This window comes from uncultured Campylobacter sp. (assembly GCF_937997535.1).
Taxonomy (GTDB): Bacteria; Campylobacterota; Campylobacteria; order Campylobacterales; family Campylobacteraceae; genus Campylobacter_B.
This window is the reverse complement of sequence record NZ_CALKTT010000010.1, coordinates 13194-25265: the sequence shown is the minus strand read 5'-3', so window position 1 is coordinate 25265 and position 12072 is coordinate 13194. Positions and strand designations below refer to the sequence as shown.

At 45.7% G+C, this 12072-nt stretch carries 14 protein-coding genes; all 14 read right to left on the bottom strand.

The features are described 5' to 3' along the window. Window positions 1-81: 81 nt before the first annotated feature. The 14 genes from Q0117_RS01430 to Q0117_RS01365 all read right to left on the bottom strand — a co-directional run bounded on the left by Q0117_RS01430 (window position 82) and on the right by Q0117_RS01365 (window position 11948). Window positions 82-1056 (bottom strand): hypothetical protein, encoded by a 975-nt coding sequence (locus Q0117_RS01430; RefSeq protein ID WP_297921532.1) that lies wholly within the window; start codon window positions 1054-1056, stop codon window positions 82-84. 176 nt (window positions 1057-1232) lie between these two features. Beyond that, entirely contained in the window at window positions 1233-1970 is a 738-nt protein-coding gene (locus tag Q0117_RS01425; RefSeq protein ID WP_297921529.1) for a hypothetical protein, read from the bottom strand. A gap of 4 nt (window positions 1971-1974) precedes the next feature. Next, window positions 1975-2109 carry a hypothetical protein gene (locus Q0117_RS01420; RefSeq protein WP_297921526.1) on the bottom strand — a complete coding sequence of 45 codons (135 nt, stop codon included), beginning with the start codon at window positions 2107-2109 and terminating at the stop codon, window positions 1975-1977. A 176-nt stretch (window positions 2110-2285) separates the two neighbouring features. Beyond that, entirely contained in the window at window positions 2286-3023 is a 738-nt protein-coding gene (locus Q0117_RS01415) for a fumarate reductase iron-sulfur subunit (RefSeq protein WP_297921523.1), read from the bottom strand. Beyond that, entirely contained in the window at window positions 3016-5034 is a 2019-nt protein-coding gene (locus Q0117_RS01410) for a fumarate reductase flavoprotein subunit (RefSeq protein WP_297921520.1), read from the bottom strand. Before Q0117_RS01410 ends, Q0117_RS01415 begins: the two co-directional genes overlap by 8 nt. 10 nt (window positions 5035-5044) lie before the next feature. Next, window positions 5045-5728: a fumarate reductase cytochrome b subunit gene (locus Q0117_RS01405; RefSeq protein ID WP_297904688.1), complete on the bottom strand. Its 684-nt coding sequence runs from the start codon at window positions 5726-5728 to the stop codon at window positions 5045-5047. Between the two features lie 94 nt (window positions 5729-5822). Continuing rightward, on the bottom strand, window positions 5823-6641 hold the full coding sequence (gene lgt, locus Q0117_RS01400; protein ID WP_297921517.1) for a prolipoprotein diacylglyceryl transferase: 819 nt from the start codon (window positions 6639-6641) through the stop codon (window positions 5823-5825). Between the two features lie 21 nt (window positions 6642-6662). Continuing rightward, window positions 6663-7205 (bottom strand): hypothetical protein, encoded by a 543-nt coding sequence (locus Q0117_RS01395; RefSeq protein WP_297921514.1) that lies wholly within the window; start codon window positions 7203-7205, stop codon window positions 6663-6665. A 31-nt stretch (window positions 7206-7236) separates the two neighbouring features. Beyond that, a complete protein-coding gene (locus Q0117_RS01390; RefSeq protein WP_297921511.1) occupies window positions 7237-7776 on the bottom strand; it encodes a hypothetical protein in 540 nt (179 codons plus the stop codon). Window positions 7777-7795: 19 nt separating this feature from the next. After that, window positions 7796-8953 (bottom strand): DNA polymerase IV, encoded by a 1158-nt coding sequence (locus Q0117_RS01385; protein ID WP_297921508.1) that lies wholly within the window; start codon window positions 8951-8953, stop codon window positions 7796-7798. Then, window positions 8950-9951 carry a bifunctional 3,4-dihydroxy-2-butanone 4-phosphate synthase/GTP cyclohydrolase II gene (locus tag Q0117_RS01380; RefSeq protein ID WP_297921505.1) on the bottom strand — a complete coding sequence of 334 codons (1002 nt, stop codon included), beginning with the start codon at window positions 9949-9951 and terminating at the stop codon, window positions 8950-8952. Before Q0117_RS01380 ends, Q0117_RS01385 begins: the two co-directional genes overlap by 4 nt. Before the next feature lie 16 nt (window positions 9952-9967). After that, window positions 9968-10804 (bottom strand): WG repeat-containing protein, encoded by an 837-nt coding sequence (locus Q0117_RS01375; RefSeq protein WP_297921502.1) that lies wholly within the window; start codon window positions 10802-10804, stop codon window positions 9968-9970. A 15-nt stretch (window positions 10805-10819) separates the two neighbouring features. Beyond that, the gene (locus Q0117_RS01370; RefSeq protein WP_297917433.1) at window positions 10820-11308 is read right to left on the bottom strand and encodes an HIT domain-containing protein; all 489 of its coding nucleotides are present in this window, start codon (window positions 11306-11308) and stop codon (window positions 10820-10822) included. A 466-nt stretch (window positions 11309-11774) separates the two neighbouring features. Continuing rightward, on the bottom strand, window positions 11775-11948 hold the full coding sequence (locus Q0117_RS01365; RefSeq protein ID WP_297921499.1) for a hypothetical protein: 174 nt from the start codon (window positions 11946-11948) through the stop codon (window positions 11775-11777). Between the last annotated feature and the right edge of the window lie 124 nt (window positions 11949-12072).

Genomic DNA, 12072 nt, shown 5'->3' with positions numbered 1-12072 from the left:
GGTATCGCTACGAAATTTAATGACGGCACCATAAAATATTGAAATTTTAGTTTTAAATTTACCGCCCCTTCGCATATCCTCCTAGATAAAAACCGTATAGTCCTTTTTAATATAGTCTATATTTATATTTTTCTGTAGAAAATACTCTCTAACTTCGTCGTAAATTTCACTACTATACAAATAAATCAAATAGTAGTGTGCCGATACGACAACGGAATAATATAAATATCCGCCATGCCACGGCTCATCGACTTTTATAAATGGAAAAATTTTAAATCCTTTTATGCCTTTATTTATGCAAAAATACACGACGAATTTTATAAATATATTCGCCACATACATAAAAAATAAGATCACTAAGATTATGCCTAGCGAACCAATGCACAATATGATCCCCGCGATAAACCATGAAGTGCTAAAATTTTGCGTGGAAAAGTTTTTGCATAATTTATCCTTTTCTACCTTACACTGCCTTTTGACGACCCCTTTATCTAAAAATTCTATATATTGATCGGTAAATCTTATTTCGCGTTTATTGCGTATTGCGGTAAAGTTATATGTAATAACGGCGATTAATAATATCGCTATAGATGTTGTTAAATAATCGACTTTATCTATATATCCCAAATCTATAATATCCCGAATAAAAAATAGTGGCATACCTGATACCGGAAGAAATACAAGAAGATGGGCATAAACAAAAAACTTTTCATAATTTTTGATTATTATCGGATCTTTGTCGTAGTTCCTAGCGTTAGAATTTTTAAATAAAGTAGCGCTATCTGAATGTAAATTTTGAAATCTTCTACCGCGCTCTGCGTTTAAATTTAGATCGTCTACATTTTTGTTATTAAAATTCAAAACTTTAGAATTTGTATTGTTTAAATCTGAGGCATCGAAATTTGAAGCATTTGAATTTGAGGTATCGGATTTTGAAATATCAAAATTTAAGGCATCAAAATTTTGAGCGTCATAATTCCCCTCCGAGCCTTGCTCTAAATTTTGACACCGTTCGTTTAGAATTTTCTTTAGCTCTTCGAGCCTTGCTTCGTTCATCTTTATCCCTCGCTAGCGATTTCGAAAGTTTGCCTATTTTGCCTTTTGTAGCTTAGATGGATATTAAATTTACTGAACCTAGCTTCAATTATATTACAAAATAGCAGAGCACTATCTTTAAATTTTGAAAATTCTTTTCTGCGCGATCAAGCTCAATTTGCGCATTTAATTCTCTCTTATCCATGTTTAAACTCCTTGTGAAATATCATAAATTCTTTTCTAACATTATCTATATTAATACTCTTATGTAATAAAAAGTATCTCTTTAATTCCGAATAATCTTTATTAGAATTTATAAAAATATTTATTATGATGCCATCTTTAGAATATATTGCCAAACGATCATATATTTTGTTTGCTTCCAAGCCGCCAATTACAGTACAAATTAAATTCTTTGGAAGAATGAATATTGTGGCTAACAATATAAATACAACTATAAAGTCTTTAAAAACAAATAAGATCATTGTTATTATAGTAGCAAATATACAGAAATAGAAGAGTTCTTTTGAAATTGGAAAATATTCTGGTGTAGAAGTCCTAGTATCCATATTTTTAGATATCTTAATAATTTCATCTAGATTTATTCGGAAGATTTTTATTCCTTCGACTTCTACCGAAATAAATTTTTCGTTAAAAATTATAAAGCGCCTATTAAATGGTTTATCGCGCTCAATAATTCTAATAAATGGAATAATAGTGCAAAAAATAATGAAAAAATAAGAATCTTCTGATTCGGAAAATTTTTCAATACCAAAATTAGACAATATTCCTGTTTGAGAAAGTATTATGATCAATATTAATATACAAAATTGGAAAAAACCTATTAAGGCACTAAAATCCTTTATTATTAACTCTTTTTTACAATGGGCATTTATATTTATATTGGAATTTCTATCATTAAAATTTCTAGACAATTTTTTAGTTCCAGATTCCGTTTATTTGAATTGGGCATTTTAAGCTTTCAAGATTAAAACTATTTCCAGAGCTCTGCTCCACATTTTGACGTCGTTCGTTTAGAATTTTCTTTAACTCTTTGGGCTTTGCTTCGTTCATCCTTATCCCTTGCTAGCGATCTTAAGCGATTTCGTATTTTACTTCTTTATCGCTTGGGATAGTATTAAATTTAAAGCTACTTCGCTTGTCTGACTCAAGCATTTTGGAATTTGTCTATCGAGGTAAAATTTATAAAATTGAAAGATAAATTTAAGCGGGAAGAACCCGCTTAAATTTTATTTACCGCAGCCGCATTTGCCCTGAGCGGCAAGCTTGCGGCGGATATAGGCGATTTTGCTTTGAAGCGGAAGATGCTTAGGGCAGTGGTCTTCGCAGCCTAGCAGCGTCATACAGCCGAATACTCCGTCATCATCGCCGATGAGCTCGTAAAAATCCGCGTCGCTACGTTTATCCAACGCATCGATCTGAAAGCGTGCCACGCGGTTGATGCCGACGGCGCCGATGTAGTCTTTTCGCATTATCGCTACGCCACATGCAGCTACGCAGATACCGCACTCGATGCAGCGATCCAGCTCGAAAACCTCCTGCGCGACCTCCGGCTCGACCTTCTCCTCAAGCTTGGAGATATCGGTTTCGTGATCGGTGTGGATCCAGCTCTCTACGCGTTTGCTCATCGCGTTCATCCAGTTGCCCGTATCAACGCTGAGGTCTTTTAGCAACTTAAAAAATGGAAGCGGCATAAGCTCAATCACGCCGTCCGGATAATCCTTAGTAAGCGTGCGGCACGCAAGCTGCGGCTTACCGTTTACGAGCATACCGCAGCTACCGCAGATACCCGCGCGACAAACGAAGTCGAAGCTTAGCTCGGGATCAAATCTCTCACGAATCACGTTAAGCGCGATAAACAACGTCATTCCGTCAGTCTCTTCGATCTCATAAGTAACGAAGTGCGGCTTTGAAATTTTGCTTAACGGATTATACTTAAATGCCTTTATTGTTATTTTTCTACTCATATCCTATACCTGCTCTTTCGTTAGGTGCTTTATATTTTGGCTGCAATTCATAATGCATCAATGCCTCTTGAATTTCATATCTGCCTTTGCCCTCGGCTTGCATTTTTTCGCGAATTTCATCGACCTCTTTTTGGCGCACGGCGCTGTCTGGATGCTCGATGATATTGCCTTTGGCGCCGTATCCGCGGAATGCAGGCGGCATCTCCATCTTCATAATATCAAGCGGCTCATAGGTCAAGGTAGGCATCGTATCGCCCTCCTTCCAGCTCGCAAGCGTTCGTTTTAGCCAGTTTAGATCGTCGCGTTTCGGATAATCCTCGCGGAAGTGCGCGCCGCGGCTTTCAGTGCGATCAAGCGCACCCTTGGCGATACAAAGCGCAAGCTTTAGCATCTTCGGTACGCGATAAGCCTCCTCGAGCTCTGGGTTTCCGAAAAGCTCTTTATTGCTTACTTTGACGTCCAAGGACTGCTTGTAAAGCTCTTCAAGCTCTTTTACGGCTTTGGCTAATCCCTCGCCAGTGCGGAAGATCGCGCAGTGCTCCCACATAACGTCTTTCATCTTGTTTTTGATCTCGAATACATTAAATTTACCCTCTTTTTCAAGCAGGCTCTTAATGTAATTTTTCTCTTTATCTACGAATTTTTCGATATCGTGCGTATTGATATCGACATCGTGCCCTTGGCAATACTCCGCAAAATACTCTCCCACGATCATGCCCGCTACGACGGTTTCGGCGACGGAATTTCCGCCCAAGCGGTTAAAACCGTGCATATCCCAGCACGCAGCCTCGCCGGCGCTGAAAAGTCCAGCTAGCGTTGGGCTCTCACCCGTAGCCTTTGTTTTGATACCGCCCATCGAGTAGTGCTGCATAGGAAGGATCGGAGCCCAGCCCTTGCCGCGCTTTCTGCCCTGCTCGTCGGTTATTACCTCGGTGTCGGCAGGATCGATGCCGTTGAAAATCTCGCAAATTTCTTGCACGTCGCGTAAATTTTTCTCGATATGCTCGCGTCCGAGGATTGATATGTCAAGCCAAACGTGCTCGCCGTAAGGGCTCTTTACCCCCTTACCTGCGCGGATATGCTCCATTATGCGGCGACTTACGACGTCGCGGCTAGCAAGCTCCTTTTTCTCAGGCTCATAATCCGGCATAAAGCGGTAGCCATCCACATCGCGTAAAATTCCGCCGTCGCCGCGGCAACCCTCAGTAAGCAAAATTCCGCTCGGAACGATAGGGGTTGGGTGAAACTGCACCGCTTCCATATTTCCAAGCTGCGCGACGCCGGTCTCAAGCGCGATAGCAGCACCTATACCCTCGCACACTACGGCATTCGTGGTGTGTTTATACACTCTGCCGTAGCCGCCGGTAGCGATTAGCGTGCCCTTTGATACGTATGCGATCAGCTCGCCGGTAACCAAATCGCGCACGATTGCGCCGTAGCAGCGGTTGTTTGCGTGAATTAGCGCGATCGCTTCTTTTCTATCATGAATATCTACGTTATGCTTTAGCGCTTCGTTTGCAACGGCAAAGAGCATCGTATGTCCCGTAGCATCGGCGGTATAGCAGGTTCGCCATTTTTTCGTACCGCCGAAGTCGCGGCTGTGGATAAGTCCGTGAACCTCATCTTTTTCGGTGATCGTGGTTTTTTGAGCGTTGATAATAGCGCTTCGCTCGCCTCTAGTAATCCTAGTCCAAGGAACGCCCCAGCCCGCAAGCTCGCGGATCGCCTTAGGCGCCGTTTGCGCAAACATCCTAGCGACGTCTTGATCACAGCCCCAGTCGCTTCCTTTTACCGTATCGGCAAAGTGCACGTCCTCGTTGTCGCCCTCGCTCATTTTGGAATTTCCCAGAGACGCCTGCATGCCGCCTTGAGCTGCTGCAGAGTGTGAGCGCTTAACAGGGATTAGACTCAAAACTATGGTGCTAAGCCCCTTCTCTCCGGTAGCGATCGCAGCTCTTAAGCCCGCCAAACCGCCGCCAATAACTAAAGAATCGCAATATATTACATTCATCCCAAGCTCCCTATTCTAAACTTAACCATTTGAAATCGGCGATTATCGAAAGCAAGAAAAATGCGCCCCAAACGATAAAAACCGTCTTTTTGATGAGGGCTCTTTTCCTTTGAATTTCCGCCTTCGTACCGTCTATGCTGATCCATTTCATATATAATCTATAAATTCCGATGCTAGCGTGAGTTACTACGAAAATCAATAAAACGAAATAAAATAGGTGAAGCTGTCCGAAGCGCGCGATAGCAAGATCTGCAGTAATTTTCGGACCGAATACGATCATTAAAATATGAGCCGCCGCAAAGAAAAATAGGAAAAATCCCGTCCAAAACTGAAACCACCAAAGCGTCGTGTCGCAATGCTTCATTCGCATTTTGTGCGCTTTAAACGCTCTGTAAGCGGCGTAGTTAGCCGGAAATTTTCTCATCGCCAAAAATGCGTGAATCACGAAAATCACGAAAATTACAAAAGCGACGATGTTTGTGACGAAATAAATTCCGCCTGGTTCGGCGAAATGCACGACGCCCTCAAACGCGCCCTTACCGATCAAAATCGTGCCGGTAAATATCATATGGCACAGCATAAAACAGGCCAAAATCAGCCCGCTGATGCTTTGCGCCACGTCTTGCAAAGCCATAATGCGGCTCTTTTTGCCGTCTATGGATCTGCCCGTAAAGCCTTCAATGCGACCTAGCATAGGTTCTCCTTAAAAAAGATGATTATAAATCCCCGCTAAACGAAAATTTACATTTTTGTAAAGAGATTATATTACTTTTTAACTTTAGATTAATTTAATTTCTGCAAATTAGTTTTTTCTTCAAAGACTGCTTTAAGAAAACTGCTATCAAAAACATCACCAAAGATAAAATTTGCCCCATCGATAAATTTAAAAATATAAAACCAAGCCCGTCGTCCGGCTGTCTAAAAAATTCTACGAAAAATCTAAACGCCGTATATAGCATCGCATACAGACATATCAACTCGCCGTTAAATTTCTTAAATTTACGGTAGAAAAATAAAATCACGAAAATTACCAGTCCTTCCAAAACCGCTTCGTAAAGCTGGCTTGGGTGACGCAATGTACCGCCCACCAAAATCCCCCACGGCTCGGTTGTTTCGCGCCCGAAAAGCTCTTGATTTAAAAAATTCCCTACGCGTCCGAAAAAATATCCAAGCGGCACGCTAAGTGCCACGAGATCGAGCAGCGCCCACATATCGGTTTTAAATTTTTTGCAAAACCAAACCGTCGCGATCACGAATCCGACGACCGCGCCGTGATAGCTCATACCACGGATGCCCACGAACTCGCCGTTATGAAAGGGGTTGAAAATTTGCCACGGATGGCTGAAATACCACGCCGCATCGCCCGAATAAATCGCGATGTATCCCAGCCGCGCGCCCAAAATGACGCCCACTTCGACCCAGATAAAGTAGCGATCAAGCATCTTATCACTAAAGTTAAGACCATCCTTTTTTACAAAATACTTTGCCATAAATAGCGCCGTAAGTAGCGCCAAAACATACATAATGCCGTACCAATGCACGTTTATGCCAAACGTGCTGAACGCCACGGGATCAAAGTGGGCGTAAATTTCGTTCCAGTAATTCAAATTTTTCCTTTGTTTTAAATTTTAAAATTTAACGGCACGCATCGGACGCTGCGTGACGCACGCTTGGTAAAAGACGCAGAGCGGCGCAAGCGCTAGGCGCCAAACCCTAGTTTTCGAACGCTCGATCGCACGCGCGAAACACGTAAGACGCGCAGTGCCGAGTGATTGTGTGCCCGATGAGGCGCCCTGCGCCTCACGTAAAATTTCAAACGACGGCGCCTTGTGCGGCATACAAAGCAACACACGGATTACCCAAGCACGCAACGTCGCGGCGCAGACGCGACGCGCACGGTATCGATACCGACAGCGCACGGCAAAGGCTGGATGATGCGCATAACGCGACCAAAGCGCCGAATGCCGCGCAGAATTCAAAACGACGCGCGCGATACGACAAGCACCGACGCACAAAAACAGCAAGGCAGACACTTTACATCCGCGCAGATAAAATTCGCCCGCCTCGCTTAGCTTGTCACGCCCGCAGGAGCTGTATAAGCTGTAGCGCAAGAAATCTCGAAAGCAAGCTTTAAATTCTATCTCTACGCAGCACTTCTCCGTGTCAAACACGCAAAAAAATACCGAGCGCGCGTTCTAAATTTTAAATTCCAAGCCCCAGCGTCTCTTTCACCACGCGGCAAAAATCCGCCAAAAACCACCCGAGCGCCTTGTAGTAGCTGCTTTTGGCGTTTATCTGCACGTGCGTAGCAAGCGCGGAAAAGCTCGGAATGATAAATTGCGCCAGATATAGCGTCAAAATTTTATGCGATTTCGCGTCCGTGTTTTGCTTAAAGATCATAGCAAGCAGTGCTAGCATATTGGCTGCGTGAGCGCTTTTAAGCTCCGCGAAAGGCTTTTTGAAGCGGCATTTTTCATAAAACAGCTCCACTTCGCTTTCGCTTATGAGTTTGAAAAAATCCATCTCAAACGCCTCTTTTAGCACCTCAAAATCGCGCCCTAGCGCCGCGTAGTCCTCGCCCTGCACCTTTTGCCAAAGCTCATGGCCGTTTTTGTTCTCGATATTTTTATTTACGATGATCCAGTTTTTGCCCAAGCCGCGCAACTTCTGCTCATCTATCACGCCTTTAAAATTCGTCGCGAAGATTATGCAGATCACCGAATATAGCTCGCCTAGTTTCATCTTTTTCCTTTAAATTTAATCAAATTTCGCTCGCTTTTTTCAGCTTTTCGATGCCGAATTTTTCCCAAATCCTGCTTAAAGATCGATCTAAGCTCTGCTGCTTTTTATCGATCTCGCCAAAGAGCAGCGAGCTGCCCGATTTGCCGCTAAAATTTGAAAGATTTAGCGCTACGTGGATTATCTGCGCGCCTTTTTTCACGTCGCAGAGCCTAAACAGCTCAAGCGCGGTCTCGCTCAGCAAGCTTAAGCTAAACGCCCTATCCTGGCTGATCTGGTGCGAAAACTCCTCGCGCGATTTATAGCGGATCTTTAGATCATACGTCGCGGGCTTTAGGCCCCTTGCAAGCACTTCGCCCGCCAAATGGCGCGCCAAAATTAAAATTTTACGCCGCAGCTCGTCTCGATCGGCGCACGGCGCGAAGCTGCGCCCAAAGCCGATGCTTTTGCGCTCGCGCTTTGAGACGACCTCGCCCTCATCCTCGCCGCTAAGGGCTGCAAAAATTTTCCTGCCGTTTGCGCCCATCTTTTCAAAAATTTCTCTATGCCCTAACGCATCGCCGAAGCTTACGATGCCGTATTTGCCGAGCGTTTTTTGCGCCGCTTTGCCGATGCCAAAAAATTTCGCTACCGGCACGGCGGATAGCTCGCGCGCGATTTGCGATTTTAAAATTTGCCGCACGCCGAAAGGCTTGGCAAGGCTAGTGGCGAGCTTTGCGATAAGTTTTGCTTCGCTAAGACCGACGCTGCACGGAAGGCTAAAGCGGCGCATAATCTCGCTTTGCAAAAACGCAGCAAAGCTCAGCGCGTCCGCGTCGTAAGCCGTGCCGCGTAAATTTAGAAAAAACTCGTCGATGCTAAATTTTTCGATCTCGGGCGTAAAGTTTAGTAAAAACTCATAAATTTCGCGTGAAATTTTTCGGTATTCGCCATGTCTGGCGCGCACCAAAATGAGCTGTGGGCACAGAGCAAGCGCCTGTTTTACGGGCTGAGCCGAGTGCACGCCGTCCGCTCTGGCCTCATAGCTCGCGCTTAAAATCACGCTGCCAAGCTCGCTCTTGCCGCCGAAAATCTCCTCGTCGCCGCCTCCGACGACCGCGATCTTTTTGCCCGCAAGCGCGGGATCGGCAAGCCTCGCTACAGAGACGAAGAAGCTGTCCAAATCGATATGAGCTATCAAACTATGTCGATCCCAAAACCGCTAAGCCCCGCGTAATCTTTCGGCTCGCTCTTGCTTAAAATTTTGATTTTTCTCACGCCCAGATGCGCTAAAATTTGCGCTCCGATGCCAAAGCTCTTAAAATCGGCGCGATTTTGCGCGGATTTTAGCATCAAAAGCACGCCGCCCTCTTTGCGCAAAACATCCAGATCGCGCATGAAATCGTTAAATTTCGCATCGCTTAAAAACTCCAAATCGCTTGAAATTTTATGAAATTTCACGTTCGTCTGCGCGTCCTTTCCCAGCTCGCCGAAAATATAGGCACGGTGCTCGTTGCCCTCGTGATCGCTCACGTCGCAAAATTTCGCCGCTTCGCCGCACAGCATGGCACTTTTTGGCTCGCTAAATTTAACGAGAGTTTCGTGTTTTAGGCGGTACTGCACGATCTGCGCGACCGAGATCATATTGATGCCGTGCTGCGCGCAGAATTTTTCCAGATCGTCCCTGCGCGCCATATCGCCGTCGTCTTTGACGATCTCGCAGATCACGGCGCTTTGCGAAAGCCCCGCCAAGCGGCATAGATCCGTAGAGCCCTCGGTGTGTCCCGTGCGAGCGAGCACGCCGCCGCTTTTGGCGATGAGCGGGAATATATGCCCCGGGCGGACGAAATCATCCGCGCGAGCGCCCACACGCGACATCAGCTCGATCGTCATATTGCGCTCATACGCGCTTACGCCCGTCTTGGCGTCCTTCGCGTCGATCGTGACGGTAAATGCGGTCTCGTGGCTCGAAGTGTTTTTATCGACCATCAAATTTAGATCTAGCTGCTGCGCAATCTGCGGGCTAAGCGCCACGCACAGCACTCCGCGAGCGTGCGTGATCGCAAAATTTACCTTCTCTGCGCTGCTAAAGGTGCTCGCAAACACCAAATCGCCTTCGTTCTCGCGATCAACGTCATCGACCATAACGAGCATTTTGCCGTTTTTCAGATCCTCGATCGCTTGCTCTACGCTAACCATTATCTCTCCTTTAAATTTACGATATTATCTTGCCGTTTTTATTCACGATCGTTTCGCGACCGTCTAGCACGATTTTAACGTAGTCGTCGCTTAGAATTTTAATAACTTCTATCTCGTCGTAAAACACCGGCTTTAAAATTTCATTATCCTCATTATCGAGCAGCCCCCATTTGCCGTCTTTTTTGACTTTAACGTATCCTTCGCAATATTTGATTTCGTCATAATATCCGCACAAAGTATTGTCAAAATCCCAAGCAAGCTCGTATACACAAGAAACTACCTCTGTGCCCGTTTTATCGATAAAGCCCCATTTGCCGTCCTTTTCAATCTTTGCTAAGCCTTCGCAAAAACTCCCGGCCCGATCATATATGCAGGGAATAACTTCTTTTCCCGTTTCATCGATATATCCCAAATAACCGTTCTTTTTAACGTCCGCCAAGCCTTCGCGAAAAACGCCAACGCCATCATATATACAAGGAACGATCTCTTTGCCGGTTTTATCGATAAAACCCCAATAGCCGCTTTTTTGAACTTCCGCCAGTCCTACGTCAAAATTATAAGCATCATCATATATACAAGAAATCACCTCTTTACCCATTTTATCGATAAAGCCGAATTTATCGTTCTTATTAACCCACGCTAAGCCCTCGCAAAACTCCTCGGCCCGATCATATATGCAGGGAATAACTTCTTTGCCCGTTTTATCGACGAAGCCGAATTTATCGTTCTTTCTAACGCATGCTAGGCCTTCGCTAAAATACGAAACGTCATCATAAATGCAAGAAGCTATCTCCTTTCCCGTTTTATCGATAAAACCCCATTTATCGTTCTTTTTAACCCATGCCAATACCATCTCGATCTTCCGAATTTAAATTTTAATCTCCGCGTAAGCCGCTTTTAGCTTCTCAAAAAGCGGAGCGAACGAAACGCCGTTTACGCGGACGTTTGCGATCGTCGTGATGAAATTCGTATCGCGCTGCCACCGCGGCACGAGATGATAGTGCACGTGCTCGGCTATGCCCGCACCCGCGGCGGCGCCGAGGTTCATGCCGATATTTACGCCGTTTGCGCCCAGCGTGCGCTTTAAAATCCCCACTCCGGCGCGCACGTAGCGGCTCATCTCCGCCCACGCATCGTCGCTAAGGCACTCGATATTATCGACGTGCTCGTAAGGTATGACCATAAACGCGCCCGGGCTGTAAGGGTAGAGGTTCATCACCCCGAAGCAGTGCTGTGCGCGAAAAAGCACGCCGTTGCGATCGTCGAACGCCGCATCCGCCGCCGCGTCGCAGAAGGGACAGCCGCTTCTTTTTTCGGTAAAATACTCGCTTCGCCAAGGGGCGCAAAGATAATCCATCTCTTTTCCTTTCCGAAATTCCAAAATTCTATGGAATTTTAAAATTTGCGTTTCGCAAAATTTTATGAAATTTGGAATTTAAAACTTCTAAATTTCATAGAATTTTAAATTTACGTAGCCCGCGCTTGCTCGCACGACGCGGAGCTATGCACGTGACGGGACGGGACGCGCTTTGCAATCCTATAGACTGCGCGAGGCGCCTCCTCTGCGCGATATACGCTTTGCAGATCGAAGCCCGCGGCAGGCGTTAGTGCGCATTTGGCAAACACTCATCGCGCGGCAAACATAGCGCCTAATCCGCTCCGCAGCCGTTCGCGCGGCGTGCGATAACAAGCTCGCGATGCCAAAGTGCACGTACGCTTACGCGGCATGCGATTTAAATTTACGCGGTCATTTACGCGGCGCATTATAACAAAACTTTGACGCACTCACAGGCACGGTACGCGGTGCCAAACCTGCGCTGCAATCACCATCGCAACACGCGGTAAAATTTAACGCGGCGCGGTCGCGGCACAGCTGTAATACAGCCGAAGTTTAATCGCGGCGTATCGCAGACGAGGCGGCTTAGATCGCGAGCTACGATTAAATTTACGGCGCCGTATATAATCGCCGAGACTAGGCTTACGTAAGCGTACGACATGCGGGGCATTGCGGCAAATGTGCAATCCTAAGCAGTCAAATTCCGCAAGCGCAAACCCGCCTGTGCGAAGCTATGCGAAGCGTAAATTTAAACCTCGCTCCGTAGCCGCTCGCACGGCGCGCAA